This window comes from Pedococcus bigeumensis, assembly GCF_039531795.1.
Classification (GTDB): domain Bacteria; phylum Actinomycetota; class Actinomycetes; order Actinomycetales; family Dermatophilaceae; genus Pedococcus; species Pedococcus bigeumensis.
In genome coordinates, this window is the sequence record NZ_BAAAQS010000001.1 from 496,080 (window position 1) to 520,709 (window position 24,630).

Below are 24,630 nucleotides of genomic sequence, written 5' to 3' on the forward strand. Positions count from 1 at the left end.
CTCGGCAGCGGGACGATCACGTTTTTGTCTCGGGTTGGCTCAGAGCGTCGCCTTTGCTCCCTGCGTGCCCTTTCATGGGTGCCACAACACACGAACGACCTGTGCGTTACAGGGCTGCGCTCCACTCGGGGCACAGCCCGGACCGACCGCCCATCAATCTGGGCGGCAGACCCTAAGTAGGAGGACGTCAATGCGAGGAACTACTCGCACGGTGGCCATGCTTGCTGGAATCTCTTCCGTTGCGCTGCTTGCTGCAGCCTGCGGCGGCGGCAACAGCAGCGATGACACCAGCTCCAGCGCCGCTGGCAAGACCGGCGGGGCTGTCACGGTCCGCGGGTGCAACCCCCAGAACCCCCTCGTCCCGGGCAACACGAACGAGACCTGTGGCGGCAACGTGCTCGACGCCATCTCGGCCAAGCTCGTGCACTACAACCCCGAGACCGCCGCCCCCGAGAACGACATCGCGGACAAGATCGAGACCTCTGACAACCAGAACTTCACCGTGACCCTGAAGAAGGGCTACAAGTTCCAGGACGGCACCGAGGTCAAGGCGAAGAACTTCGTCGATGCCTGGAACTGGGTGGCAGCTGGCGAGAACGCCGCGCTGGGTAGCTACTTCTTCGACCCGATCGAGGGCTACGCGGAAACGCAGTGCACCGGCTCCGGTGACGACCCCTGTGCGGGTGCTGGCAAGGCCAAGACCAACAAGCTCACCGGTCTCGCGGTGAAGGATGACTACACCTTCACCATCAAGACCAAGGAGAAGGTCTCCAACCTCCCTGTGCGCCTCGGCTACACCGCCTTCGCGCCGGTTCCGGACTCGTTCTTCAACGACCCGAAGGCCTTCGGCGAGAAGCCGATCGGTGCGGGCCCGTACAAGTTCGACAGCTGGACCAAGAACACCGAGATCAAGCTCAGCAAGTTCGCTGACTACTCGGGCAAGTTCGGCGGCAAGCTGGACAACATCACGTTCAAGATCTACCAGGACGACGACGCGGCCTACAACGACGTCATCGCCAACCAGCTCGACGTGATCGACACCATCCCGTCCTCGGCCCTGATCGACGACAAGTACAAGACCGACCTGCCGGACCGCAACCTGTCCAAGGCTGTCGGCGTCATCCAGGCGATCAACTTCCCGCCGGCGAAGACGGACCCGAACTACTCGAACGTCAAGCTGCGCCAGGCCATCTCCATGGCCATCGACCGGCCGACGATCACCAAGCAGATCTTCAACGGCACGCGTGAGCCTGCCACCGGTTGGGTCTCCCCGGTCGTCGACGGCTACAAGGCGAACGCCTGTGGCGAGTCCTGTGTCTTCGACGCTGCCAAGGCCAAGGCCAAGCTCGACGAGGCCGGTGGCTTCAAGGGCGGCAAGATGACGATCTCCTACAACGCCGACGCTTCTCACAAGGCGTGGGTCGAGGCGACCTGCAACTCGATCAAGACCGCTCTCGGTGTCGACTGTGTCGCCACCCCGGTCGTCGACTTCGCCACGTTCCGTAGCCAGATCACGGACCGCAAGATGAAGGGCATGTTCCGCGCCGGATGGCAGATGGACTACCCGTCCATCGAGAACTTCCTCGCCCCGCTCTACGGCACCGGTGCCGGCTCGAACGACAGCGACTACAGCAGCGCCCAGTTCGACCAGCTCCTCAAGGAGGCTGCGGCGGCCAAGAGTGGCCCCGACGCCAACGCGAAGTACCAGGAGGCTGAGGGCGTTCTCGCGAGCGACATGGCTTCCATCCCGATGTGGTACTCCACCGCTCAGTTCGGGTGGTCGAACAAGGTCACGAACGTGAAGGTCACTGCGTTCGGCACGATCGACTTCGCCAGCCTGCAGCTCAAGTAAGCCAGTCCCCGGTCCCCCCACCTGAGGGTGGGGGAGCCGAGGCAGCGTCGTCGGCCTGCCGGCCCAGTGCCGGCAGCCCGATGGCCTGTCCGGGGTCAGTCGAGGGGTTACCCCCGCCTCCTGACACCCACACCATCCATACGACTATGTTGTGAATGCACACGGGCGTGCAGGTCTCGCCCCCGCTCACGGCTCGTCCAGCCACGCCACGGGACACCCCCACCCGGCGGCGTCAGATCAAGGGAGGTGACGTGTACAAGTACATCCTTCGGAGACTGCTCCAGATGATCCCGGTGCTGCTTGGGTCCACGTTCATTATCTTTGCCATGGTTTTCGCACTGCCCGGAGACCCCACGGCAGGCATGTGCGGCGAGCGGCCCTGTGCGCCGGCGTTCGTCGCCAAGTTCCGCGCCGAGCACAACCTGAACGACCCGCTGCCGACGCGGTACGCCAAGTACATGGGCAACCTGGCCCAGGGCGACCTCGGCACCACCTTCCGTGACGTCAAGGTGTCGCAGGAGCTCGAACAGCGCTACCCGACTACCGCGAAGCTCGCCGGCATGGCCGTGCTCTTCGAGACGATCATCGGTGTCATCGCCGGTGTCCTGGCGGGTATCCGCAAGGGCAAGTTCATGGACAACCTCGTCCTGGTGAGCACCCTGATGGTCATCGCCATACCCATCTTCGTGATCGGTGCGACGCTCCAGTACTACCTCGGGGTGAGGGCCAAGCTCTTCCCGGTCACGGTGTCCCCCGAAGCGACGTTCTACGAGCTCCTGCTCCCGGCCTTCGTGCTGGGCAGCGCCTCGATCGCCTACGTCGCACGACTGACCCGCACCAACCTCGTGGAGAACCTGCGGGCGGACTACCTGCGCACGGCCATCGCCAAGGGCCTGACCCGGCAGCGCGCCATCGGCCTGCACGCCCTGCGCAACTCGCTGATCCCCGTCGTCACCTTCATCGGTGCCGACTTCGGTGGGCTCCTCGGCGGCGCGATCGTCACCGAACGGATCTTCAACATCCAGGGTGTGGGTGGCTACCTCTTCACCGGTATCCGCAACCGTGACGGGGTGTCGGTCGTCGGCACCGTGACCGTGCTGGTGCTGGTGTTCCTGCTCGTCAACCTGCTCGTCGACCTCGCGTACGGCGTGCTCGACCCGAGGATCAGCCATGACTGAGTCGTCGACCATTGCCGTTGGCGCCGAGACAGGCGCCCCCGTCCCGGGTCATGACGAAGCCCGCTCGCTCACGTCGGACGCCTGGCGCTCACTCAAGAAGAACCCGATCTTCTGGGTCTCCATCGTGCTCATCGTGCTCTTCGTGCTGATGGCCGCGTGGCCGTCGTTGTTCACCAACGTCGACCCCAACGCCGCGATCCTGAAGGAAGCCCGCCAGAAGCCCAGCGCGAGCGCCTGGTTCGGGCGCGACATCCAGGGCTACGACATCTACTCGCGCACCATCTACGGTGCCCGTGCGTCGATCCTGGTGGGTGTGTTCGCCTCCATCGCGACCGTGCTCATCGGTGGGGCCATGGGCGTCGCCGCGGGCTACTACGGCGGCTGGCTCGACTCGCTGATCTCGCGCGTCACGGACATCTTCTTCGCCATCCCGCTGCTCCTCGGCGGCATCCTCTTCATGGCGACGTTCCCCAACACGGTCAACTCGCCCTACCTGCTGGTGGTGGGCAAGGTGGTGCTGGTGCTCTCGATCTTCGGCTGGCCCGGCCTCGCCCGGCTCATGCGCTCGAGCGTCCTGCAGGTGAAACCGAACGACTACGTCCAGGCGGCTCGTGCCCTCGGCGCGACGCCCTGGCGCATCATCCGGGCCCACGTGCTCCCGAACGCCCTCGCGCCGATGATCGTCGTGGCCACCATCAACCTCGGTGTGTTCATCTCCGTGGAGGCCACCCTGAGCTTCCTGGGCATCGGGCTGACGCCGCCCGCCGTGTCGTGGGGTGTGGCCATCTCCGACGCCATCGTGGCGCTGCGGACGACGCCGCACATCTTGCTGTTCCCCAGTCTCTTCCTGAGCCTGGCGGTGCTGGCCTTCATCATGCTCGGCGACGCGGTGCGCGATGCCTTCGATCCGAAGTCGCGCTGAGGCGGGAGAAAAGACAACAGATGACTACCTCTGAAACCATGGCTCGCCAGTCGGCGAAGTCATCCGGCCAGACCTACACGCCCAAGGACGGCCTCCTCCTCGAGGTGGAGAACCTCCACGTCGAGTTCCACACCGCGGACGGCGTCGCCAAGGCGATCAACGGCGTGAACTTCGACCTCTTCGAGGGCCAGACCCTGGCCATCCTCGGTGAGTCGGGGTCGGGCAAGTCCGTGACCGCGCAGGCGATCATGGGCATCCTCGACATGCCGCCGGCGGTCATCCCGCAGGGCCAGATCCGCTACTGCGGCCAGGACCTGCTGACGATGCCCGCAGAGCAGCGGCGCCGGACGCGCGGCCCGGAGATCTCGATGGTCTTCCAGGACGCCCTGTCCTCGCTCAACCCGGTGTTCCCGGTCGGCTGGCAGATCGCCGAGATGTTCCGCGTCCACCGCGGCATGAACAAGTCGGACGCCCTCGAGCGTGCGATCAAGCTCATGCAGCGCGTGCAGATCCCGGCCGCCAAGGAGCGGGTGCGGGCCTATCCGCACCAGTTCTCCGGCGGTATGCGCCAGCGCATCATGATCGCGATGGCGATCGCGCTCGACCCGGCGGTCCTCATCGCCGACGAGCCGACCACCGCGCTGGACGTGACCGTCCAGGCGCAGATCATGGCGCTGCTGCAGGAGCTGCAGGAGGAGCGCCAGATGGGGCTCATCCTCATCACGCACGACCTGGGTGTCGTCGCCGACGTCGCCGACAAGATCGCGGTCATGTACGCCGGCCGGATCGTCGAGCGGGCCGACGTCTTCGACCTGTACCGGCAGCCCGGGCACCCGTACACCAAGGGTCTGCTCGAGTCGATCCCGCGCCTGGACCAGAAGGGCCAGCAGCTCGCCGCCATCGGTGGCCTGCCGCCTAACCTGATGCGGATCCCTCCGGGCTGCGCGTTCAACCCGCGGTGCAAGTACGCCCAGGACGTGTGCCGTGAGGAACGCCCTGCCCTGCTCGAGGTCGCTCCCGGCCGAGAGAGCGCCTGCCACTTCGCCGAGGAGGTCCTCCATGGCTGAGGCCATTCTGACCGCGACCGACCTGGTCAAGTACTACCCCATCAAGGGCGGTGTGCTGCGCCGGACGGTGGGCAACGTCAAGGCCGTCGACGGGGTCAGCTTCGAGCTCCGCAAGGGTGAGACGCTGGGCATCGTCGGTGAGTCCGGGTGTGGCAAGTCCACCCTCGGCCGCCTCCTGATGCGTCTGGAGGAGCCCACCTCGGGCAGCGTCGTCTTCGACGGCGTCGACATGTACGCCCAGAAGGGCCGCGCGATGCGTCGGCTGCGTCGTGACATCCAGATCGTGTTCCAGGACCCCTACACCTCGCTCAACCCTCGCAAGACGGTCGGCGACATCGTGGGGGAGCCCTTCGACATCCACCCCGACGTGGTGCCAAAGAAGGGTCGTCGCAAGGCCGTCCAGGACCTGCTCGACCTCGTGGGCCTGAACCCCGAGCACATCAACCGCTACCCCCACCAGTTCTCCGGTGGCCAGCGGCAGCGCATCGGCATCGCCCGTGGCATCGCGCTCAACCCCAAGGTGCTGATCTGCGACGAGCCGGTGTCCGCGCTCGACGTGTCGGTGCAGGCGCAGGTCGTCAACCTGATGGAGAAGCTGCAGGACGAGCTCGGCCTGTCCTACATCTTCATCGCACACGACCTGTCCGTCGTCCGGCACATCTCGGACCGCGTGGGGGTCATGTACCTCGGCAAGATGGCAGAGCTGGGGGAGGAGGACGAGATCTACGCTCGTCCCACCCACCCCTACACCCAGGCCCTGCTGTCCGCTGTCCCGGTGCCGGACCCGACGCTGCGGGACAAGCGGGAGCAGATCGTCCTCAAGGGCGACGTGCCCTCGCCGGCCAACCCGCCCTCGGGTTGCCGCTTCCACACGCGGTGCTGGAAGGTGCAGGACAAGTGCAAGACCGACATCCCGCTGCTCGAGCTGCGTCCTGACGGCGTCGCCGAGCACCTGTCGGCGTGCCACTTCGCGGCTCCGCGCGAGATCATCGAGACGATCGACCTCACCGTCGTCGACCCGAAGGCGCAGACCACCGGCGCCTGACCGCACGACCACCACGGTGCCGTCCTCCCCTCGGGGAGGGCGGCACCGTGCCGTTCCCGGGTCCTACTGCCGACCCGGCAGGCGCCGGTTCAGGGAGAAGACCCGCCCCAGCAGCGGCATGAGGACGATGTTGAGGCCGTGCAGGATCCCGATGATCAGGAGTATGCCGCCGAGCCGGCTGAGCTCGAAGGTCACCTGCTCGGCGGTGACGTCCTCCGAGATCGTGTTGTTCCACTCCGCCTGGGGCGCGACGTGCACGCTGAACAGGATGAAGGCGGCGAAGATCAGGTAGTACACGATGTCGGTGAGCACGATGTAGCTCTTGCCGGTCAGCGGGTTGTCGTGGAAGACATCGGCGGCATACGCCCGGCCGAAGCGCTTGATGAACGGGCCGAGCCACAGGGCGATGGCCAGCAGGGCGAGGTTGGTGCCCACCTCCAGGATCCACCAGGGCATGTGCAGTCCTTTCCCATCTCTCGGTGTGAGCGCCAGCACCGCCATGGTGATGGCGGCGGTCCCGGTCAGCCACAGGGCCCCGACCCGCGCCAGCCGGCGGCGTCGGGCGCGGTCGTCGTCGATCGAGGCGACCACGCGGGCGAAGAGGTCCGGTGACGGCTCGGTGCGGCTCCCTTCGCGCGCGAGGGCTTCGTGCAGGCGTTCCTCGAGGGTGCTCATTGCCTCTCCTCCAAGGTGGTCGCGAGGGTGCGCATGCCCCGCTGCAGGTGGGTCTTCACCGAGTTGGCGGAGATGCCGAGGGTCGTGGCGATCGCCTCGACCGGCAGGTCGAGGTAGTAGCGCAGGACGAGGCAGTCACGCTGTCGGTGCGGCAAGGTGCGCAGGGCCGCGACGACCTCCGAGCGTGACTCGCGGGCCGCCGCGGTCTCCTCTGCGGAGGGCTCGTCGAGGACGGCCGGCGGTCGGTGGCGCAACGAGACCAGGCCCCGGCGGTTGTGGTCGCGGGCCAGGTTGATGACGATCGAGCGCAGGTAGGCGGCGGCCCGCTCGGAGTCGCGGATCCGGTGGGCCGTGCGCGACAGCCGGATGAACGCCTCCTGCACGAGGTCCTCCGCTGCGGTGCGGTCCTCCACGAAGAACCGCGCGAGCGAGACGAGCCGATCGGCCTCGGCGGCGAAGAGCGCGGCGACGAGCGCGTCGGCGGCCGGGACCGCCGACGCCTCCCGTGTCTCCCCGTCCAGTACGTCCACAGACTCCATCACCTCGACAGACGAATGAGCAGAGCCGTTGGGTGACAAGGAATTTCATGGATTTCTCGTGTCACCCGTGGCGGCGTGGTGTCGCGTCAGTGAGGTGTCAGCACCACAGCACCACAGGGCAAGGAGAGCACCATGGAACACACCCAGTCATCACCTCTTTGGCGGAGGACCGCCACAGCGGCGGCCTGCGCCGCAGTCCTCGGCGTGGGCGCCGCAGTCGCCCCGGCGGTCGCCGGGGCGGCACTGAGCTTCAAGAGCGGGTTGAGGGACTTCACGCCCACGGCAGCCGGGCCGTTCGACGGGGCGTCGGCCAAGCTGACCCTGGTCGGCACGGACGCGACGCAGGCCGTCTTCGTGGTCCACGGCGTGGACCCCGCGGTGGCGGGCCGGACGTTCGGGGCCCACCTGCACGCCGGGCCCTGCGTGGCGGGCAACGGCGCGGCGGCCCTGGGTCACTACAACCACTCGACGACGGCACCGCCCACGGTGAACGACCAGACCGAGATCTGGCTCGACGTGACCATCAACGACGGCGGGAACGGGCAGAGCATGGCCAGGGTCGACTGGGCGCCTGCGGCCGGCCCCCGCTCGGTGGTGATCCATGCGAACCCGACCGCGGCCGACGGGACCGCAGGGGCGAGGCTCGCGTGCCTGCCCGTGGAGTGGTGATGACGAGCTCCCGGCACGCGGTGCTCCGCGCCGCCCTCATCGGCCTCGGCCTGGGGGTGGCGTGGGGTGCGGCCGCGAGGGCCTGGATGCGCCTGGTCTCGACCGAGCCGGAGTTCAGCTGGGTCGGCACGTCGATGATCCTGGGGCTCAGCGGTGTGCTCGGCCTGCTGATCGGTCTGTCCTGGGTGGCCCGCCGAGCCACCGGGCGCCGGCGGTGGTTCCGCCTGCTGTTCCTGCCGGGCCTGATCCTCTTCGCCGGGCAGGGCCTGCCGTTGGCTCCTGGACTGCTCGTCGCCGGTCCGCTGGTGCGTCGGCGTGGCCTCCTGTCCCGTGCGGTGACCGTCCTGGCGGTCGCCGGTCCGGCCTTCCTGCTGTGGCGGGTCGATCGCCTCGACGAGACCACGATGCTGTCGGCGCCAACCCGCGTGCAGCTTGGGCTGCTGTTCGGAATGCCTTTGCTCGCAACGGCACTGGCGTTCGCCGGCCATCTCGTGATGGGTCCGCTGGCGGAGCGGGCTCAGTCCGCGTCGCCCGATCGAGCGCGCAGCAGGCGGCGCAGCGACTCCAGGCGTGAGGTGCCGGCCGGTCCCGCCTGACCGGATGCCACCCAGGCGTCGAGGGCGCACTCCTCCTCGTCGTGGGTGCATCCGCGCGGACACTCGGCGGTGCCGGGCTCGAGGTCGGGGAAGTGCTGGATGACCCGGGCGAGGTCCACGTGCGCCAGCCCGAAGGAGCGGACCCCTGGGGTGTCGATCACCCAGCCGGTGCCGTCGGGGAGCCGCAGGGCGACCGCCGAGCTCGACGTGTGTCGACCGCGACCCGTGAAGTCGTTGACCACACCGGTGGCCCTGCGGGCGTCGGGGACCAGCCCGTTGACGAGGGTGGACTTGCCCACGCCGGAGTGGCCGATGAACACGCTGACCCGGTCGACCAGCTGCTCGTGCAGGGCCTCCAGACCCTCGAACCCGGACTCGCCGGTGGCGGTCACGACGTGGCGGACGTTGAGGGGCGCGTAGTTGGCCAGGAACGTGTCGGCGTCGGCCAGGTCGGCCTTGGTGAGCACCAGCAGGGGGTCGAGCCCCGCGTCGTAGGCGGCCACGAGGCAGCGGTCGATCATGCGGGGACGCGGCTCGGGGTTGGCCAGTGCCGTGACGATCACGAGCTGGTCGGCGTTCGCGACGATGACGCGCTCGACCGGGTCGGTGTCATCGGCCGTGCGGCGCAGCACCGAGCGCCGTGGCGTGAGGCGGACGACCCTGGCCAGGCCGTCGGGGTTGCCCGAGGTGTCGCCGACCAGCTCGACGTCGTCGCCGACGACGATGCCCTTGCGGCCCAGCTCGCGGGCCTTCATCGCGGTGACGATGCGCTCGGGCCACGCCCGCCCGTCGGGGCGCTTGCCGCCCGCCCCCTGGGCGACCAGCACGGTGTAGCGACCACGGTCGACCCCGATGACGAACCCGGGAACCGCGTCCTCATGGGCTGGGCGGTCCTTGGACCTCGGTCGGGACCCCCGGCGGCTGGGCCGGATACGGACGTCGCTCTCGTCGTAGTCCGACGCGCGTCGGCTCACGAGCGGTCTCCACCGGGGTCGACGAGGCCGTGCCACAGGTCGACGAACTCGGGGAGGGTCTTGGCCACCGTGCCGGGGTCCTCCACGACCAGTCCGGGGGTGCGCAGCCCCAGGACCGCGCCGGCCATCACCATCCGGTGGTCGGCATACGTGTGGAACAGGCCTCCTGTGAGGGCTCCGGGCACGATGCGCAGACCGTCGTCGGTCTCGGTGACGGTCACCCCGCGGTCGCCGAGCTCGCGCGAGAGAGCCGCGAGCCGGTCGGTCTCGTGCCCCCGGATGTGGGCGACCCCCCTGATCACGCTGGGGGAGTCGGCGAGCGCGGCCAGCGCCGCCACCACGGGCGTGAGCTCGCTGGCGTCGTGCAGGTCGACGTCGATGCCACCGACCTCGCCGTTCCCGGACACGGTCAGCCCCTCGCGGGACAGGGAGACGTCGGCTCCCATGGCGTCGAGGATGTCGCGGATCGCGTCGCCCGCCTGCGTGGTGTGCTGGGGCCATCCGGGCACCGTGACACGTCCACCGGTCAGGAGCGCTGCCGCCAGGAACGGCGCGGCGTTGGACAGGTCCGGCTCGACCTGCACGTCGAGGCCGTTGATCTCCGACGGCTCGACCCGCCAGGTGTTGGCATCGCCGTCGTCGACGATGGCGCCCGCGTCGCGAAGCGTCTCCACCGTCATCTCGATGTGGGGCTCCGACGGGACGGGCTTGCCCACGTGGTGGATCGTCACACCCCTGTCATAGCGCGGCGCGGCGAGCAGCAGGGCGGAGATGAACTGCGAGGACGAGGACGCGTCGAGCGTGACGTCGCCTCCCGGCACGCTCCCGGTGCCGTGGACGGTGAAGGGGAGGGTGCCGCGCCCCTCGTCCTCGACGGTCGCCCCGAGCACCCTGAGGGCGGCGAGCACCGGGCCCATCGGCCGCACCCGCGCCTGGACGTCACCGTCGAAGGTGACGAGTCCGTCGGCCAGCGCGGCGACGGGCGGCAGGAAGCGCATCACCGTGCCGGCCAGCCCGCAGTCGACGTCGACCCCGCGGTTGAGCGTCGCCGGCGTGACCACCCAGTCGGGGGCGAGGGCCCCGTGCCCGGTGGCGTCGTCCACGCCCGCCCCGAGGTCGCGCAGGGCCTGCGCCATGAGGAGCGTGTCGCGGGACCGCAGTGGACGCCGCAGCCGCGAGGGGCTGTTGGCGAGCGCAGCCAGGACGAGGAAGCGGTTGGTCAGGGACTTGCTTCCCGGCAGGGCGACCTCGGCGTCGACGGGTCGGGTCGCGGGGGGCGTGGACCAGTCGACCGCCCCGGCGTGCGATGGGTCAGGTGAGGGCATCGTGCGCCTGGGATGCCGCCAGCCTGGCCTCGCGGCGGGCCGCGTGGGCCGCGTGCTTGGCCTCCCGCTTGGCCCGCTTGGCGCTGCGCTTCGCGGAGTCGCTGGCGAGCCCGGCGCGGTAGGCGATCCCGGGCCTGCCCTCGGTGTCGACACTGGCCAGCAGGAGGCCGCCGAGGAGGCCGAGGTTCTTGAGGAAGCCGATCCGCTGGGTGCGCTTCACGGCCGGGTCGGTCTCGGCCCAGAACGGGTGCCCCACGTAGGTGGTGGGCACCAGGGCGCCTGCCAGCGCCAGGGACGCGAGGCGCGGCACGCGGCCGGTGGCGAGCAGGGTGCCCGCCGCGACCATCGTGGCGCCGTTGGCGCGGACGAGCAGCTCGGGGTCGTCGGGCAGGCCCAGGGGAGCGAGCTGCTCCGCGAACGGAGCCACCTTCGGCTTGAGGGCCGAGGGGTGACGCAGCTGCTCGAAGCCCTGGACGACGAAGATCGCTGCGAGCAGCGGCCGGGCCACGCGGCGGACGAGGGTCATGTTCACTCCTGGAGATGCCTTGGGGGGTGCGGTCGGTCGGGTTCGCACGTCGCCTCCCTGTCTACCGTATTGGCGGGTCAGCGTCGCTGCGTACCCTGTCCACCATGTGCGGCCGATACGCAGCGACAGCCAACCCCGACGAGCTGGTCGAGGAGTTCGAGGTGGAGCAGGACCGCACGTCCGAGCCGGCCCGCAGCATCCTCAAGAGCCCGCAGTCGCCACCGGCCGGCACCCCCGACTACAACCTCGCCCCGAGCAAGCAGGCGCCCGTCGTCCTGGCCAGGGTGCCCCGCGACCCGCCCCGTGACGGCTCGCCCGGTGACGGCTCGCCCCGCGACGGTGCGCAGGGTCGGGCCGGTGAGCCGGCGCCGGTGCGCCAGCTCCGGATGCTGACGTGGGGCCTGGTCCCCAGCTGGGCCAAGGACGTCAAGATCGGGATGCGGATGATCAACGCCCGGGCCGAGTCCGTCCTGGAGAAGGGGTCGTTCGCCAAGGCGGCGGCGTCGCGCCGCTGCCTGGTCCCCGCCCGGGGGTGGTACGAGTGGCAGAAGTCCCCGGTCAGCAAGGATGCCAAGGGCAACCCGCGCAAGCAGCCGTTCTTCATCCACCGGGCCGACGGCGACGTCGTGGCGTTCGCCGGCCTCTACGAGTTCTGGCGCGACCGCGAGATCGCGGACCAGGACGACCCCGAGGCCTGGCTGACGACGTTCACGATCGTGACCACCGATGCCGATCCGGGGCTGGACCGGATCCACGACCGACAGCCCCTGGTCCTCGAGCGCGACGACTGGGCCACCTGGCTCGACCCCGCGGTCAGCGACCCGGCCGAGGTGGGCCGGCTGCTCGCCTTCTCCGCACCGGGGCGCTTCGAGGCGTACCCGGTCGGCACGGCGGTCTCGTCGAACCGCAGCAACGGGCCCCAGCTCATCGAGCCGGCCGGCCTCGACGAGCTGGACGGTGTCGTCGACCCCATGACCGGCGAGATCATCGGCGGCCGCGAGCCGGCCGATGGCGCCGGGTCGGCCGGAGGACCCAACCCCGCATGAGCGCCACCCGAGTCCTCGAGGTCGGGACGCCCCTGGGGGCGGCGCGCGTGCACCTGGCGCGACCACCGCGCGCCCACGGCTCCGTGGTCCTCACCCACGGTGCCGGGGGCAGCATCGGCGCGGCAGACGTGACCGCGGTCGCCGCCGGGCTGGTCGAGGCCGGGTGGGCGGTGGCCCTGGTCGAGCAGGCCTGGGTCGTCGCCGGGCGGAAGCTGCCGCCACCCGCGGCGACGCAGGACCCCGCGTGGCTGCCCGTGGTCGCGCACCTGGCGACCGGGCGCGGCGCCCTCCCGCGGCCGCTGGTCGTGGGCGGCAAGAGCAACGGGGCCCGGGTCGCGTTCCGCACCGCCCACGCGGTGGGCGCGGACGCGGCCCTCGCGCTGGCCTTCCCGCTGCACCCGCCCGGGAAACCTGCGCTCTCGCGAGCCGAGGAGCTGCGCGCTCCGGTGCCCCACGGCATACCGCTGCACGTGGTGCAGGGGGAGACCGACGCGTTCGGCACCCCTGCGGAGGTGCGCGCCGAGCTGCCGGACCCGTCGTGGGTCACCGGGGTCAAGGGTGGCCACGGGTTCACCCGTAGGCCGGACGACCTGGTGGCTGCGGCGCTCGCGTTCGTGTGCGCGCTCGCCTGAGCCCCTGAGCCCCTGAACCCCTGAGCCCTTCCAAGCCCGGCGGGACTCGTTCTGGCCCTGCGATCCCGGCGTCTCGGGCTAGAGCGCGCCGCCTGCGGTGGCCGGCGCGGAGGCGTCGTTGCCGCCGTCGCCCACCGCCTCGCGGGCGAGGTGGTCCTCGATCTGGAACCAGTCCTCGCCGGCCCGCTGCGCGATGGTCAGGAGGGTGTTCATCGCGGCCACCTCCTCGACCTGCTCCTTGAGGAACCACAGCATGAACTGCTCACCGAGGACGTCGCCCTCGCTGCGGGCGGCGCGGAACAGCGCCTCGATCTGGGCGGTCACCGACTTCTCCTGCTCCAGGGCGAGGGCGATCGGCTCGTGGGGCTTGCCGAACTCGTTGCGCACCTCGTCGACACCGGGGACGGTCAGCGCCCAGTCCCGGTCCAGCATGTACTGGACCATCATCATGGCGTGGTTGCGCTCCTCGACGCTCTGGAGGTAGAAGTGCGTCGCCAGGCGGGGGAGGTCGTGCCCGTCGAACCAGACGGCGATGGCGATGTACTGCTGGCTCGCGGTGAACTCGTGGCGGACCTGCTCCGTGAGCAGCTGGACGAAGGAGGGTTCCGGAGCGCGCGACATACCGGAACCGTAGCGCCTGGGAATGACGATGCCAGGCGCTCCGTTGGACCGAGGGACCACCTTCGACGCGGTCGAATCCCACCGACGCCCACCAGGAGCCAGTTCGTGCCCCTCATGACCGCACCGCCCCAGCGCGGCGCCGCGCTCGCCGCCTCCGTCTCCCTGGGCCTGTCCGCCACGACCGATCAGCCGGCCACCGCCCGCGCGGGGCTAGGCTGGAGGGCAATGACTGAGACACCTGCCACCGACACCATCATCGACGAGGCCACCCCTGACGCCACCGTCGACGTGGCCAGCGAGACGCCCGCGGAGCGCCAGGCGCGCTTCGAGCGCGAGGCGATGCCGCTGCTCGACCAGCTGTACTCCGCGGCCCTGCGCACCACGCGCAACCCCGCGGACGCCGAGGACCTGCTGCAGGAGACCTACACCAAGGCCTTCGCGGCGTTCCACCAGTACCGTCCCGGCACGAACTTCAAGGCGTGGATGTACCGCATCCTCACCAACACCTACATCAACACCTACCGCAAGAAGCAGCGCGAGCCGCTGCAGTCCGACGCCTCGGAGATCGAGGACTACCAGCTCGCCCGTGCGGAGTCGCACAGCTCGAGCGGTCTGCGGTCGGCCGAGACGGAGGCGTTGGACCACCTGCCCGACACCGAGGTGAAGCGGGCACTCCAGGAGCTTCCGGAGGACTTCCGGATGGCGGTCTACCTCGCCGACGTCGAGGGCTTCGCCTACAAGGAGATCGCCGAGATCATGGACACCCCCATCGGCACCGTCATGTCGCGGTTGCACCGCGGCCGGCGCCAGCTGAGGGAGCTGCTGACGGAGTATGCCGCCGAGCGCGGCTTCGTGACCCAGGGAGCGGACTCATGAGCTGTGCAGAACAGGGACAGGGAGAGGCTGCGGGGTCGGACTGCTCAGAGGTCCTGCACCGGGTCTACGAGTACCTCGACGGTGAGATGACGCCTGCCGACACCGTCAAGATCCAGCACCACCTCGAGGAGTGCGGTCCCTGCCTGAAGGAGTACGACCTCGACCAGGCGCTTAAGGCGCTGGTCAAGCGGTCGTGCGCCTGCGAGGAGGCCCCGGTCGAGCTGCGGACCACGATCATGGCCCGGATCACCACCATCAGCTACGAGATCTCGGAGTAGCCGGCCGGACCTGCGGCTCTCCTGCGGCCCTCCTGCGGTACCCCTCAGACCCCCTCACGACCCTTCACGACCCCTGGAGCTGCGTGCCGGGGCCGAAGGATCGCCCAAACGCCAGACGGGGCGGTCGAATCCAGTGGATTCGACCGCCCCGTCTCGTGCGTCGTGGCGCGGGCTCAGGCGTTGGGCTTGCGGCCGTGGTTGGCCGCGTTGCCCTTGCGCGAGCGGCGCTTGCGGGCGCGCTTGCTCATGGGAGTCACTCCGTCAGTGGTGGGGTGGCGCGATGTGCACCGGGTGCACCGCGATTGTCTCACAACCGCGCGGTGCCCTCGTCCGCCTGAGCCGAAATCGGGATCTCTGCGGGCATATCACAACCAAAGGGCCCAAGCACGCGTCGAAAAGGTGCGACACCTTCTTCAAGGTTTGGCAAAGAACAGGCAAGGAAAGTCCCAAGCCTACAGGTTGACCGGCATCATAGTCCTGTCCACGCACCGCACCCCTGGCGGCTCGGGACAACTGATGGTCTGAACCACCCGAACGGACGAGTCGGGTATCAGACAGAAGGAGCATCTGCCATGAAGGCGATCACCACGATCTTCGAGTCCATCCTCACCAAGGACGACTCGCTCGTCTGGACCCCGGCCGACGGCCCCACCAAGGCGATGCCGGACGCGGGCTGGCACTGGGATGGTGTCGAGGCGCGTCGTGGCTGGCACTGGGACGGCTGACCCTCGCTCCACCGGCCCCTCGGGCCGGTAAGTTGACGGCATGAGCCCTTCGCCGTCGAGCCCTTCCGAGGGTTCCGGCACGAGTGCGCTCCGAGTACCCCTCTTCATCGGTTTCGTGTGTGCGCTGGCCCTGGCGGCCGGCGCGCTGGCCTGGCAGGTGGCGGGCCCGCCCACCAACGTCCCCGCCGTGGCGCTCCTGCTGCTCGTCGCGGTGGCCGGCTGGGTCGGTCGCGACAACCCGGTCGGGACACGCATCCGCATCTCCTTCGTCAGCATCGTCGTCCTCGCCTCCATCGTCATCACCGGCCCGGTGGGGGCCGCGCTGGTGGGTGGCGGTGCCAACCTGGTCGGTATCCGCAAGATGCCCCGCCGTGCCAGGGTGTTCAACACCGGCATGTTCGCCTTCATCGGCGCAGTCGGGGGACTGGTCTACCTGGGCGTGGGAGGCCGGGCCGACGTCACCTCCCTGCACTCCGCCTCCTCCCTGCTGCTGGAGGTCGGTCTGCCACTGGTGGCGGCCGACGTGGCCCAGTGCCTCGTCAACGCGCTCCTGCTGGCCGGTATCCAGTACATCGTCAACGCCATCCCCCTGCGCACGCGGGTCTGGGGACTGCTGGCCACCACCGGTCCCGCCTACATCGGCTACGGCGTCATCGGTTTCCTGTTCGTCGTGCTGTGGATCCCCGCGCAGGTGGGCTGGTTCAGCGCGATCCTGGTCCTCGCCCCGCTGTTCGTGGCCAGGTGGGCCTTCGCGCAGTACGGCGACGAGCTGCAGGCCCACGAGCGGACGCTGCGCGCCCTGGTCACCGCGGTCGAGACGAAGGAGCCGCACAACGCCGGCCACAGCGAGCGGGTGGCCCAGCTGAGCGAGTGGATGGCCGAGGCGATGATGCTCGGCCACAAGGAGATCGAGGACATCCGCACGGCAGGGATGCTCCACGACGTCGGCAAGGTCGTCATGCCGACACGGCTGCTGGGGTCGCGGCAGGCCCACACCGACGACGACCACGTGACGATGGCCGGTCACGCGCTCGCCGGCGTCGAGCTCGTCAAGGACGTCGACTTCCTCTCCGGCTCCGTGGACGGCATCGCCCACCACCACGAGCGCTTCGACGGGCGTGGCTACCCCGACGGTCTCAGCGGCGACTCGATCCCGCTGGCCGCCCGCATCATCGCCGTGGCGGACGCGTTCGAGTGCCTGACCTCGGCCCGCTCCTACCGGGCGGCGATGTCGGCCGAGGAGGCGCTGGACGTCGTCCGCCACCAGGCCGCCAGCCAGTTCGACCCGCAGGTCGTCGAGCTGCTGGTCAAGGCGCTGTCGCGGCACGAGTGGACCGGCACGGACCGCACCCCCGACGAGCTGGCCTCGGCCGGCGTCGCGCTCGACCACGACGAGCCGCAGGTGTCCGACCACATCGCCTTCTCCGACCGGTTGCGCACGCGGATCACCGGTCGCGCGGCCGGGCTGCACCACGCGACCGGGGAGGTCCGCTGATGCGCGAGCGGCTGCGTCGCATCGACCTGAGGGGACCCATCGGGCTGCTCAGTGTCGCCTGCGTCCTGGTCTCGCTGTGGCTGTCGCTGGGCTCGGTCGGCCCCCTGGACGGCGACGTCGCGGTGGAGATGCTGCTCTTCCTCGTCGCGATCGCCCTGGGCGAGACCGCCCGGCTCACCATCCTGACCGGGCGCGAGACGGCGCCCATGTCGACGGCGGCTGCGCTGGGACTCGCGCTCACGCCCCTGACCGACGCGGGGGAGCCGCAGGTCGGTGCGGCTACCGTCGTGGCGACCATCTCCCTGGGCATGGTGGCCGGCTTGCTGATCCTGCGGCTGGTCAGCGGGTCGGGACAGTGGGGCGGCACAGCGGCCCGCCTGCTCGCCGCGGGAACCGCGGCGGTGCTGTACCGCTCGGTCGACTTCGGCGGGCAGACCCTGATCGAGTGGCAGGACGTCTGGCACGACCACCGGTGGCTCGTCGCGATCGTCATGCTGGTGGTCGGCACGGTGGCGATGATCGTCGACCTCGCCCTCGAGGCGGCGGTGCGCGCCGGCCGCGACCACGCCCCCGTGGTGCGGTCGGTCATCGACGAGCTGCGCTCCAGTGGTGGGCTGGCCACCGCGTTGGTGGCATCGGGGGCGTTGATCGCCCTGGCCGAGTTCGCCGTCGGGGTGTCCGCGCTGCCGCTGTTCCTCTTCCCCCTCGTGCTGACCTACTTCGCGGTCCAGCGGTACGCCTCGATCCGCACGACGTACCGCCAGACCATCGGGGCGCTCTCCTCGCTGACCGACCGGGCGGGCTACACCCGCACGTCCCACGCCCAGCGGGTCGCTGACATCGCCGTGGCCGTCGGGCGCGACATGGGCATGGGCCAGCGCGAGCTCACCGACCTGGAGTATGCCGCGCTGTTGCACGACCTCGGCCAGGTGGCCCTGCGAGCGCCCATCCCGGAGGGCGCCACCGTGATGGCGGCTCCGGCCGACCAGCAGCGCATCGCCCACGACGGCGCCGAGATCGTCCGCACCACCGGCGTGCTCGACAACGTCGCGGCGATCCTCGAGGCCCAGACGACCCCCTACCGGCAGGTCCGGGAGTTCGGTCAGGACCTGCCCATGGCCAGCCGCATCATCAAGGTCGCGAACGCCTACGACGACTTGTGTGCGCCCAACGGCAACGACGACCGGGCGATGGAGCGGATCCACCTCGGGCTGGGTTACGAGTACGACCCCCGCGTGGTCGACTCGCTCACCCGGGTGCTCGAGCGCCGTCGGGGTCGCACCCCCCTGACGACCAGCTGACGCGGAGCCGAGGGACCACTCGGCGAATGCCCGGCCCCCACCCCGCATACCTGCTTGGCGCAGGCCTGCTCACGCTGGTGCGAGCCGGGCAACGCGACGGGCGGTGCCGGGACCTCGTCCCGGCACCGCCCGACTGCGGTGAGCCCGCCGCTACGGCGTCCCGGTGGTGAGGTGGACGTCGGTCGGGAGGTGCTTCTCGACCCGGGGGTCGCCGGCATCGGCGAAGTAGTCGCCCCGGATGGTCTCGTCGCGACCGCCGTCGACCTTCATCGCCCGAAGGACGAGCGTGGCGACGACCGCGATGACGAGGTTGATGACGAAGGCCGTCATGGCGATGTAGCCCATCTTGCCGAGCATCGGGATCATCGCCAGGGAGCCACCGAAGTGGCCCTTGGTGGTCGGGTTGATGACGTTGTAGGCGGCCACGGTGCCGTAGACCATGCCGACCGCCCAGCCGCCGAGCAGGGCCCAGCGGTGGAACCACCGCGTGTAGAGACCGAACACGATGGCCGGGAGGGTCTGCAGGATCCAGATGCCGCCCAGGAGCTGGAAGTTGATCGCGTTCTGCTTGTCCAGGGTGAGGACGAAGACGAGCGCGAAGGCCTTGACCAGCAGCGAGACCAGCTTGCCGACCTTGGCCTCCTGGGCGTGCGTGGCGTCCGGCTTGATCCAGTCGCGGTAGATGTTGCGGGTGAAGGTGTTGGCTGCCGCGATCGACATGATGGCGGCCGGGACGAGCGCCCCGATGGCCACCGCCGCGAAGGCCACGCCCGCGAACCAGCTCGGGAACATGTCCTCGAACAGCTGCGGGATGACGAGCTGGGCGTTCGGCTTGCCGTCGAGGCCGATCGGCTTGGTGCCGGCCGCGATGGCCACCCAGCCGAGCAGGGCCAGCAGGCCGAGCACGAAGGAGTAGGCCGGCAGGATCGAGGCGTTGCGCCGGATCGTGTTGCGGCTCGAGCTCGACAGGGTCGCGGTGATCGAGTGGGGGTACATGAACAGCGCGAGGGCGGAGCCGAAGGCGAGTGTCGCGTAGGCCCAGTACTGCTGGCTGTTCGGGATGAACGCACCCGTCGGCTTGGCCGGGTTGGCCGCACTCGGCTTGGCCATCTTGGCCTCGGCTGCGCTGAAGACGTGGTCCCAGCCGCCGACCTTGGTGGGCAGGTAGATGACCGCGACGATGATGACGAGGTAGATCAGCGCGTCCTTGACGAACGCGATGACCGCGGGCGCCCGCAGCCCGCTGGAGTAGGTGTAGGCCGCGAGCAGGGCGAAGGCGATGAACAGCGGCAGGTCCTTGGCCAGGGCGTTGCTGCCGCCGACGCCGGCCACCTCGAGCACCGCCTGGATGCCGACGAGCTGGAGGGCGATGTAGGGCATCGTCGCCAGGATGCCGGTGATCGCGACCGCGAGGGACAGCCCGCGCGAGCCGTAGCGGCCCTTGACGAAGTCGGCCGGGGTCACGTAGCCGTGCCGGTGGCTGACCGACCAGAGCCGGGACATGAAGATGAAGATGATCGGGTAGAGCACGATCGTGTACGGCACGGCGAAGAACCCGCTGACCGAGCCGAGGGCGAACATCGCGGCCGGGACGGCGACGAAGGTGTAGGCCGTGTAGAGGTCGCCGCCGAGGAGGAACCAGGTGACCCAGGTGCCGAAGCGCCGGCCGCCCAGGCCCCATTCGTCGAGGGACTCCATGCTGTCGGCCTTGCGCCACCGGGTGGCCCAGAAGCCCATGCCGGTGACGAGGGCGAAGAGCAGGATGAGCACGGTGAGGGCGACGCCGTTCACGCCGGTGCCTGCCGCGGCGGGTGCAAGGGCGGTCATCGGCCGGCCTCCTCGTCCCGTCGGCGGGTCTCGGCGTCACGGTGCCCCGGCATCGGCCGGTGGGGGCGGGCGCGGAGCACGAGCCGGTAGGCCGTGTACGTCATCGCCGAGCATAGGAAGACCCAGAGGAACTGGTACCAGATGAAGAACGGGAAACCCCAGAGCTCGGGGTCCTTGCGGGCGTAGCTGCCCACCCACGCCAGCGCCACCATCGGCAGGGCGAGCAGGACGCCGGCAACGGCCAGCAGGCCCTTGTTGGCAGGGGGGACTGTGTCGTGATCGACGTCGGTGTCGATGCTCACCGTGACCTCCAAAGGAGTATGGGCGGCTGCCGGAGGGCAGCCAGTGCGTACGATATGCCCGACTCGTGGGTAACTGTGGGAGCAAACAGGGGTCACTTCAGTACCAACCCGCAGGTGACGGGGTGCGGAGACCATCGGGCCGGTGCGGCGGACGACGAACGCCCGCCCCGCGGTGCGGGACGGGCGTTCGGCTGAGCGAGGCCTCAGGCGGCCTTGGTCTCCTTGAAGATCTTGTCGATCTCGTCGATCTTGGCGAGCAGCTCGTCGGCCTTCGCGGCGTCGAACTCACCCTTGGTGCCCGAGGCGCCGGCCAGCTTGGTGGCCTGGTTGAACAGGGTGTGCAGCTCGGGGTACTTCTCGAAGTGCGGCGGCTTGAAGTAGTCGGTCCAGAGCACCCACAGGTGGTGCTTGACCAGCTCGGACCGCTGTTCCTTGATGACCACCGCGCGGGTGCGGAAGTCGGGGTCGTCGTTGTCAGCGACCTTGGCGATGATCGCCTTGATCGACTCGGCCTCGATGCGTGCCTGGGCGGGGTCGTAGACACCACAGGGCAGGTCGCAGTGGGCGCTGACCTCAGTGGGGCGGAAAATGCGGGAGAGCATGCGAATCCCTTCTGCGAGGTGGACTTCCGGGCGTAGCAGGAGATGTGAACTTCCTGGCGTAGCAGGAGATCAGTGATTCTCACGTGCGTCTTCGACCCTACCCCGCAGGTCAGCGAGCCGCACGGCGCCCCCTTGCCGCCGCGGCATACGCGTGGGTATGCCGCGGCAGCGGCCCCCACCGGGCCGTGCGACGTGGGGGAGCCGGCCGGCTCAGCCGAGGTGGGGCCGGCCGCGGCGCGGGCCGGGCAGGCGGACGCGGTGGGGGATGCGGAAGAGGACGATCGCGCGGATCTGCTCACGGGCGAGCGAGCCGATGCCGTGGGTCCACGAGTCGGCGACCCCGAGGGCGCTCTGGTTGTCGCTCTCGACCCAGTAGCGCCGCCGGTCGGAGGGGTCGCGCATCGTCACCCGCTTGACCGCGAGCGGGCGGGGGTTGCCCGAGTCGTCGTCGGGCAACCTGACGATGGCCAGCCGGCCCAGGCGCGGTGGGGCCCCGCGCAGCACCACCATGCGGTCGCCGGTGTGCAGGGTGGGCTCCATGGACCGTCCCCGGACGACCACGACACCGAGCCCCACCGGCATCAGCGGGCGCCCTCGGTGGTCGCGGGTTCCCCGGTGTCCCCACTCGCCTGGTCCTGCGCCTTGCCCGGCCCCTGGGCTTCCTGGGCTTCCGGGGCCTGGTCCTGAGCGTCCTGCGCCTCGTCCTCCTGCCGCATCCGCTGGAGGAAGCTGCGGGTGCGTTCGTGCTGGGGGTTGGAGATCACCTCGTTCGGCGGTCCCTCCTCGACGACCACGCCGCCGTCCATGAAGACGACCCGGTCGGCGACCTCACGGGCGAAGCCCATCTCGTGGGTCACGACGATCATCGTCATGCCGTCGTGCGCCAGCTGCCGCATCACCCGCAGCACCTCGCCGACGAGCTCGGGGTCGAGGGCCGAGGTGGGCTCGTCGAAGAGCATCAGCTTGGGCTTCATCGCGAGGGCCCGGGCGATCGCGACGCGCTGCTGCTGGCCACCCGAGAGCTGGCCGGGGTAGGCGTCGGGCTTGTCCTTCAGCCCCACCTGCTCGAGCAGCGCCAGGGCCCGGTCGCGCACGTCCTTCTTCCGCTCGCCCTTGACCTGGATCGGCGCCTCCATGATGTTCTCGATCGCCGTGAGGTGGGGGAAGAGGTTGAAGCGCTGGAAGACCATGCCGATGTCACGGCGCTGGGAGGCGATCCGTTTCTCGGTCAGGCGGTGCAGCGTGCCGCCGCGGTCCTCGTAGCCCATGAGGTCGCCGTCGACCCAGATCCGGCCACCGTCGATCGTCTCGAGCTGGTTGATGCAGCGCAGGAAGGTGGTCTTGCCCGAACCCGAGGGTCCGAGCAGGCAGACCACCTCGCCGGGACGCACGTCCATGTCGATGCCCTTGAGGACCTCCGTGCCGTGGAACGCCTTGGTGACGTTGACGGCATGGACCAGGGGCGCGCCCGCCGGTTTCGCGGCGCGCCCGGCGGCGCCGGTCGTCGTGTCGGTGCTCATCAGTGGCCTGCCGTGATCGTGTCGAGCTTGCGCCGGGTGGCCTTGGACGGAGCTCCGAAGCCGCGTCCGTAGTAGCGCTCGAGGTAGTGCTGCCCGACCATCAGGATGGAGCAGACGATGAGGTACCACAACGTGGCGGCCATGAACCCCGGCACGATCTGGAAGCTGCGTGAGCCGAAGCCGTAGGCCTGGAAGTAGAGCTCGGTGATGATCGACGCTGCGATGAACAGGGAGGTGTCCTTGACCATGGCGATCGTCTCGTTGCCGGTCGGGGGCACGATGACCCGCATCGCCTGGGGCAGCACGATCCGCCGCATGGTCTTGCCGGGGGGCATGCCGAGGGCGTGGGCCGCCTCGGTCTGGCCCTTGTCCACCGACAGGATGCCGGCGCGGGCGATCTCGGCCATGTAGGCGGCCTCGGAGAGCCCGAGGCCGAGGATGCCGATCCAGATCGAGGAGGAGATGTCGTTCCAGCTGAAGCTGAAGAAGGTCAGGTCGCTGTGGAGGCCGAGCAGGTTGGACAGCTGCTTCCCGAACGGGATGCCGATGTCGATGGGGTTGTAGAGGACGGCGATGGCGCCGCCGAGGATGGCCAGCAGGACGTAGCGGGGCATCGCCCGGAAGAACCAGGTGTAGACGAACGCCACCCCCCGCAGCACCGGGTTGGTCGACAGCCGCATCACGGCCAGCGCGATCCCGAGGAGGATGCCGAGCACCATCGCTCCGATGGTGCCGAAGATGGTGCCCTTCCACAGCCCGTCGATGACCGGCCGCTGCTGCATGATCTCGAAGGCGAAGGACCAGTTCCAGTTCGGGTTGGTGACCACCGAGCTCACCATCATGGCGACGAGCACGAGGATCACCGCGACGGCGACCCAGCGCCACGGGTGCCGGACCGGCCGGGCGTGGATCTTGCCCGGCCGGTCCGTTGCAGCGGGAGTGGTGGACATCAGGGCTGCGGGTTCACGGCGAAGTCGGTGATGGCGCCGCCCTCGGTCTTCCACTTGGTCAGGATCGACTTGTAGGTGCCGTCGGAGTCCAGCTCCTTGAGCGCGTCGGCGATGGCCTGGCCGAACTCGGTCTGGTCCTTGGGCAGCACGTAGCCGTAGGGGGCCGAGTCGTACTGCTCACCGAGGAGCTCGAGCTTGCCCTGGGTCGTCGCCACGGCGCTGATCGCCGGCGGCAGGTCGACCAGCATGGCGTCCGCCTTGCCGGTCAGCACGGCCGACGTCACCTTGGCCTGGTCGGCGTCGACGATCGGCTTGATGGCGGGCTTGCCCGCGTCGGTGCAGGCCTTGCTGCGCTTGGGCAGGTCGACGTCGGCCTGGACGGTGGCCTTCTGCACCGAGATGTTCAGGCCACAGGCGCTGTTGGGGTCGACCTTCTTGGGGTTGCCCTTCTGGGTGACCCACTGGGTGCCGGCGGTGAAGTAGCTGACCATGGTGGCCTGCTTCTCACGGTCCGCGTTGATCGTGAAGGAGGACACACCCACGTCGTACTTGCCGCTCGTGACACCGAGGATGATCTGGTCGAAGCCGGTGGGCACCCACTCCGTCTTGATGCCGAACTTGGCCATCACGGCGTCGAACAGCTCCACGTCCATGCCGATGACCGTCTTGCCGTCGGTGTCGAGGTACTCGTTCGGCTGGTAGGTCGCGTCGGTGCCGATGACGATCTTCCCGGCGGTCTTGATCTTGGCAGGCAGCTTGGCCACCAGGGCCTGGTCGACCGTGGCCTTGGTCGTCGAGCTGCTCGAGCTGCTGCTCGTCTTGGTGGACAGCGAGTCGGAACCACAAGCCGAGAGTGCCAGTCCAGCAGTGGCCAGCCCCGCGATCAGGAGCGTGGTGGGGCGAAGGCGGTGGGTCATGCGGTGAGGTTCCTTCCTCGTATGCAGAGTGGCGGGCAGGTGCGCGACACCACGTGGGGGATTGATCGGCATACTGCCACTCCCGGCGGGCGATGCGGGTCACACTCGCGTTACGACGGTGGTTTCGCGGTCGCTGCTGTGCCACCATGAACTCGCGGGTAACCCCCGCA

General features: G+C 69.4%; 28 protein-coding genes. 14 read left to right on the forward strand and 14 right to left on the reverse strand.

Annotation, left to right across the window (positions count from 1 at the left end):
* The first annotated feature begins 190 nt into the window (after positions 1–190).
* The 5 genes from ABD262_RS02425 to ABD262_RS02445 all read left to right on the forward strand — a co-directional run bounded on the left by ABD262_RS02425 (position 191) and on the right by ABD262_RS02445 (position 6,064).
* Positions 191–1,852 (forward strand): peptide ABC transporter substrate-binding protein, encoded by a 1,662-nt coding sequence (locus ABD262_RS02425; protein WP_344130597.1) that lies wholly within the window; start codon positions 191–193, stop codon positions 1,850–1,852.
* A gap of 251 nt (positions 1,853–2,103) precedes the next feature.
* On the forward strand, positions 2,104–3,030 hold the full coding sequence (locus tag ABD262_RS02430) for an ABC transporter permease (protein ID WP_344130599.1): 927 nt from the start codon (positions 2,104–2,106) through the stop codon (positions 3,028–3,030).
* On the forward strand, positions 3,023–3,952 hold the full coding sequence (locus ABD262_RS02435; protein ID WP_344130601.1) for an ABC transporter permease: 930 nt from the start codon (positions 3,023–3,025) through the stop codon (positions 3,950–3,952). Before ABD262_RS02430 ends, ABD262_RS02435 begins: the two co-directional genes overlap by 8 nt.
* A gap of 38 nt (positions 3,953–3,990) precedes the next feature.
* Entirely contained in the window at positions 3,991–5,019 is a 1,029-nt protein-coding gene (locus ABD262_RS02440) for an ABC transporter ATP-binding protein (protein WP_425564825.1), read from the forward strand.
* Positions 5,012–6,064, forward strand: a complete 1,053-nt coding sequence (locus ABD262_RS02445; RefSeq protein ID WP_344130607.1) for an ABC transporter ATP-binding protein — start codon at positions 5,012–5,014, stop codon at positions 6,062–6,064. Before ABD262_RS02440 ends, ABD262_RS02445 begins: the two co-directional genes overlap by 8 nt.
* A 63-nt stretch (positions 6,065–6,127) precedes the next feature.
* On the opposite strand, the gene ABD262_RS02450 is transcribed toward ABD262_RS02445, so the two are convergent.
* Positions 6,128–6,739, reverse strand: coding sequence for a hypothetical protein (locus tag ABD262_RS02450; protein WP_344130610.1), 612 nt, complete (start codon positions 6,737–6,739; stop codon positions 6,128–6,130).
* The gene (locus ABD262_RS02455) at positions 6,736–7,278 is read right to left on the reverse strand and encodes an RNA polymerase sigma factor (protein WP_344134495.1); all 543 of its coding nucleotides are present in this window, start codon (positions 7,276–7,278) and stop codon (positions 6,736–6,738) included. The genes ABD262_RS02450 and ABD262_RS02455 overlap by 4 nt, the downstream gene beginning before the upstream one ends.
* Before the next feature lie 132 nt (positions 7,279–7,410).
* Here ABD262_RS02455 and ABD262_RS02460 point away from each other — a divergent pair, with 132 nt between their 5' ends.
* Together ABD262_RS02460 and ABD262_RS02465 are read left to right on the forward strand one after the other, a co-directional pair.
* On the forward strand, positions 7,411–7,947 hold the full coding sequence (locus ABD262_RS02460; RefSeq protein WP_344130613.1) for a hypothetical protein: 537 nt from the start codon (positions 7,411–7,413) through the stop codon (positions 7,945–7,947).
* Positions 7,947–8,543: a hypothetical protein gene (locus ABD262_RS02465; RefSeq protein ID WP_344130616.1), complete on the forward strand. Its 597-nt coding sequence runs from the start codon at positions 7,947–7,949 to the stop codon at positions 8,541–8,543. Before ABD262_RS02460 ends, ABD262_RS02465 begins: the two co-directional genes overlap by 1 nt.
* Here the strand turns inward: ABD262_RS02465 and rsgA are convergent.
* The 3 genes from rsgA to ABD262_RS02480 are packed head-to-tail and all read right to left on the reverse strand — an operon-like array spanning position 8,465 to position 11,368.
* Complete coding sequence (gene rsgA / locus ABD262_RS02470; protein WP_344130619.1) at positions 8,465–9,517, reverse strand: ribosome small subunit-dependent GTPase A; 1,053 nt, start codon at positions 9,515–9,517, stop codon at positions 8,465–8,467. The genes ABD262_RS02465 and rsgA overlap by 79 nt on opposite strands.
* On the reverse strand, positions 9,514–10,842 hold the full coding sequence (gene aroA / locus ABD262_RS02475; RefSeq protein WP_344130622.1) for a 3-phosphoshikimate 1-carboxyvinyltransferase: 1,329 nt from the start codon (positions 10,840–10,842) through the stop codon (positions 9,514–9,516). Before aroA ends, rsgA begins: the two co-directional genes overlap by 4 nt.
* On the reverse strand, positions 10,829–11,368 hold the full coding sequence (locus tag ABD262_RS02480) for a DoxX family protein (protein ID WP_344130625.1): 540 nt from the start codon (positions 11,366–11,368) through the stop codon (positions 10,829–10,831). Before ABD262_RS02480 ends, aroA begins: the two co-directional genes overlap by 14 nt.
* A 104-nt stretch (positions 11,369–11,472) precedes the next feature.
* Between ABD262_RS02480 and ABD262_RS02485 the strand changes: the two genes are divergently transcribed.
* Both ABD262_RS02485 and ABD262_RS02490 read left to right on the forward strand, forming a co-directional pair.
* Positions 11,473–12,414: an SOS response-associated peptidase gene (locus ABD262_RS02485; protein ID WP_344130628.1), complete on the forward strand. Its 942-nt coding sequence runs from the start codon at positions 11,473–11,475 to the stop codon at positions 12,412–12,414.
* Positions 12,411–13,046: an alpha/beta hydrolase family protein gene (locus tag ABD262_RS02490; RefSeq protein WP_344130630.1), complete on the forward strand. Its 636-nt coding sequence runs from the start codon at positions 12,411–12,413 to the stop codon at positions 13,044–13,046. Before ABD262_RS02485 ends, ABD262_RS02490 begins: the two co-directional genes overlap by 4 nt.
* Positions 13,047–13,124: 78 nt before the next feature.
* Here ABD262_RS02490 and ABD262_RS02495 read toward each other — a convergent pair whose 3' ends face one another.
* Positions 13,125–13,667, reverse strand: a complete 543-nt coding sequence (locus tag ABD262_RS02495) for a ferritin (RefSeq protein ID WP_344130633.1) — start codon at positions 13,665–13,667, stop codon at positions 13,125–13,127.
* A gap of 114 nt (positions 13,668–13,781) precedes the next feature.
* Here ABD262_RS02495 and ABD262_RS02500 point away from each other — a divergent pair, with 114 nt between their 5' ends.
* Positions 13,782–14,543: a sigma-70 family RNA polymerase sigma factor gene (locus tag ABD262_RS02500; RefSeq protein ID WP_425564826.1), complete on the forward strand. Its 762-nt coding sequence runs from the start codon at positions 13,782–13,784 to the stop codon at positions 14,541–14,543.
* Complete coding sequence (gene rsrA / locus ABD262_RS02505; protein WP_344130639.1) at positions 14,540–14,821, forward strand: mycothiol system anti-sigma-R factor; 282 nt, start codon at positions 14,540–14,542, stop codon at positions 14,819–14,821. Before ABD262_RS02500 ends, rsrA begins: the two co-directional genes overlap by 4 nt.
* Positions 14,822–14,994: 173 nt before the next feature.
* Here the strand turns inward: rsrA and ABD262_RS19595 are convergent, their stop codons facing one another.
* Positions 14,995–15,069: a 50S ribosomal protein bL37 gene (locus ABD262_RS19595; protein WP_369791897.1), complete on the reverse strand. Its 75-nt coding sequence runs from the start codon at positions 15,067–15,069 to the stop codon at positions 14,995–14,997.
* 324 nt (positions 15,070–15,393) lie between these two features.
* On the opposite strand from ABD262_RS19595, the gene ABD262_RS02510 reads away from it, so the two are divergent.
* From ABD262_RS02510 to ABD262_RS02520, 3 genes are read left to right on the forward strand one after another with little or no spacing between them, the layout of a single operon-like run.
* The gene (locus ABD262_RS02510) at positions 15,394–15,546 is read left to right on the forward strand and encodes a hypothetical protein (protein WP_344130642.1); all 153 of its coding nucleotides are present in this window, start codon (positions 15,394–15,396) and stop codon (positions 15,544–15,546) included.
* Positions 15,547–15,586: 40 nt separating this feature from the next.
* Entirely contained in the window at positions 15,587–17,041 is a 1,455-nt protein-coding gene (locus ABD262_RS02515) for an HD-GYP domain-containing protein (RefSeq protein ID WP_344130644.1), read from the forward strand.
* Complete coding sequence (locus ABD262_RS02520; RefSeq protein WP_344130647.1) at positions 17,041–18,342, forward strand: HD-GYP domain-containing protein; 1,302 nt, start codon at positions 17,041–17,043, stop codon at positions 18,340–18,342. The genes ABD262_RS02515 and ABD262_RS02520 overlap by 1 nt, the downstream gene beginning before the upstream one ends.
* A 150-nt stretch (positions 18,343–18,492) precedes the next feature.
* Here the strand turns inward: ABD262_RS02520 and mctP are convergent, their stop codons facing one another.
* The 7 genes from mctP to ABD262_RS02555 form a co-directional block, all read right to left on the reverse strand.
* Positions 18,493–20,169 carry a monocarboxylate uptake permease MctP gene (gene mctP / locus ABD262_RS02525; RefSeq protein WP_344130650.1) on the reverse strand — a complete coding sequence of 559 codons (1,677 nt, stop codon included), beginning with the start codon at positions 20,167–20,169 and terminating at the stop codon, positions 18,493–18,495.
* The gene (locus ABD262_RS02530) at positions 20,166–20,471 is read right to left on the reverse strand and encodes a DUF3311 domain-containing protein (protein WP_344130652.1); all 306 of its coding nucleotides are present in this window, start codon (positions 20,469–20,471) and stop codon (positions 20,166–20,168) included. The genes mctP and ABD262_RS02530 overlap by 4 nt, the downstream gene beginning before the upstream one ends.
* A 203-nt stretch (positions 20,472–20,674) precedes the next feature.
* Complete coding sequence (sodN, locus tag ABD262_RS02535) at positions 20,675–21,073, reverse strand: superoxide dismutase, Ni (protein WP_344130655.1); 399 nt, start codon at positions 21,071–21,073, stop codon at positions 20,675–20,677.
* A gap of 210 nt (positions 21,074–21,283) precedes the next feature.
* Positions 21,284–21,655: a S24/S26 family peptidase gene (locus ABD262_RS02540; RefSeq protein WP_344130658.1), complete on the reverse strand. Its 372-nt coding sequence runs from the start codon at positions 21,653–21,655 to the stop codon at positions 21,284–21,286.
* A complete protein-coding gene (locus tag ABD262_RS02545) occupies positions 21,655–22,593 on the reverse strand; it encodes an amino acid ABC transporter ATP-binding protein (RefSeq protein ID WP_344130661.1) in 939 nt (312 codons plus the stop codon). Before ABD262_RS02545 ends, ABD262_RS02540 begins: the two co-directional genes overlap by 1 nt.
* Complete coding sequence (locus ABD262_RS02550; RefSeq protein WP_344130664.1) at positions 22,593–23,543, reverse strand: amino acid ABC transporter permease; 951 nt, start codon at positions 23,541–23,543, stop codon at positions 22,593–22,595. Before ABD262_RS02550 ends, ABD262_RS02545 begins: the two co-directional genes overlap by 1 nt.
* On the reverse strand, positions 23,543–24,460 hold the full coding sequence (locus ABD262_RS02555; protein ID WP_344130667.1) for an ABC transporter substrate-binding protein: 918 nt from the start codon (positions 24,458–24,460) through the stop codon (positions 23,543–23,545). Before ABD262_RS02555 ends, ABD262_RS02550 begins: the two co-directional genes overlap by 1 nt.
* Between the last annotated feature and the right edge of the window lie 170 nt (positions 24,461–24,630).

Excerpts from the sequence above, each read along its gene's own strand:
- ABD262_RS02435 (WP_344130601.1), top strand. The coding sequence starts at position 3,023 with ATGACTGAGTCGTCGACCATTGCCGTTGGCGCCGAGACAGGCGCCCCC.
- ABD262_RS02500 (WP_425564826.1), top strand. The coding sequence starts at position 13,782 with ATGACCGCACCGCCCCAGCGCGGCGCCGCGCTCGCCGCCTCCGTCTCC.
- ABD262_RS02540 (WP_344130658.1), bottom strand. The coding sequence starts at position 21,655 with ATGCCGGTGGGGCTCGGTGTCGTGGTCGTCCGGGGACGGTCCATGGAG.
- ABD262_RS02490 (WP_344130630.1), top strand. The coding sequence starts at position 12,411 with ATGAGCGCCACCCGAGTCCTCGAGGTCGGGACGCCCCTGGGGGCGGCG.
- ABD262_RS02445 (WP_344130607.1), top strand. The coding sequence starts at position 5,012 with ATGGCTGAGGCCATTCTGACCGCGACCGACCTGGTCAAGTACTACCCC.
- sodN (WP_344130655.1), bottom strand. The coding sequence starts at position 21,073 with ATGCTCTCCCGCATTTTCCGCCCCACTGAGGTCAGCGCCCACTGCGAC.
- ABD262_RS02510 (WP_344130642.1), top strand. The coding sequence starts at position 15,394 with ATGAAGGCGATCACCACGATCTTCGAGTCCATCCTCACCAAGGACGAC.
- ABD262_RS02425 (WP_344130597.1), top strand. The coding sequence starts at position 191 with ATGCGAGGAACTACTCGCACGGTGGCCATGCTTGCTGGAATCTCTTCC.
- ABD262_RS02555 (WP_344130667.1), bottom strand. The coding sequence starts at position 24,460 with ATGACCCACCGCCTTCGCCCCACCACGCTCCTGATCGCGGGGCTGGCC.
- ABD262_RS02495 (WP_344130633.1), bottom strand. The coding sequence starts at position 13,667 with ATGTCGCGCGCTCCGGAACCCTCCTTCGTCCAGCTGCTCACGGAGCAG.
- ABD262_RS02460 (WP_344130613.1), top strand. The coding sequence starts at position 7,411 with ATGGAACACACCCAGTCATCACCTCTTTGGCGGAGGACCGCCACAGCG.
- rsrA (WP_344130639.1), top strand. The coding sequence starts at position 14,540 with ATGAGCTGTGCAGAACAGGGACAGGGAGAGGCTGCGGGGTCGGACTGC.
- mctP (WP_344130650.1), bottom strand. The coding sequence starts at position 20,169 with ATGACCGCCCTTGCACCCGCCGCGGCAGGCACCGGCGTGAACGGCGTC.
- ABD262_RS02440 (WP_425564825.1), top strand. The coding sequence starts at position 3,991 with ATGGCTCGCCAGTCGGCGAAGTCATCCGGCCAGACCTACACGCCCAAG.
- aroA (WP_344130622.1), bottom strand. The coding sequence starts at position 10,842 with ATGCCCTCACCTGACCCATCGCACGCCGGGGCGGTCGACTGGTCCACG.
- ABD262_RS02485 (WP_344130628.1), top strand. The coding sequence starts at position 11,473 with ATGTGCGGCCGATACGCAGCGACAGCCAACCCCGACGAGCTGGTCGAG.
- ABD262_RS02520 (WP_344130647.1), top strand. The coding sequence starts at position 17,041 with ATGCGCGAGCGGCTGCGTCGCATCGACCTGAGGGGACCCATCGGGCTG.
- ABD262_RS02550 (WP_344130664.1), bottom strand. The coding sequence starts at position 23,543 with ATGTCCACCACTCCCGCTGCAACGGACCGGCCGGGCAAGATCCACGCC.
- ABD262_RS02515 (WP_344130644.1), top strand. The coding sequence starts at position 15,587 with ATGAGCCCTTCGCCGTCGAGCCCTTCCGAGGGTTCCGGCACGAGTGCG.
- ABD262_RS02455 (WP_344134495.1), bottom strand. The coding sequence starts at position 7,278 with ATGGAGTCTGTGGACGTACTGGACGGGGAGACACGGGAGGCGTCGGCG.
- ABD262_RS02450 (WP_344130610.1), bottom strand. The coding sequence starts at position 6,739 with ATGAGCACCCTCGAGGAACGCCTGCACGAAGCCCTCGCGCGCGAAGGG.
- ABD262_RS02465 (WP_344130616.1), top strand. The coding sequence starts at position 7,947 with ATGACGAGCTCCCGGCACGCGGTGCTCCGCGCCGCCCTCATCGGCCTC.
- ABD262_RS02480 (WP_344130625.1), bottom strand. The coding sequence starts at position 11,368 with ATGACCCTCGTCCGCCGCGTGGCCCGGCCGCTGCTCGCAGCGATCTTC.
- ABD262_RS02545 (WP_344130661.1), bottom strand. The coding sequence starts at position 22,593 with ATGAGCACCGACACGACGACCGGCGCCGCCGGGCGCGCCGCGAAACCG.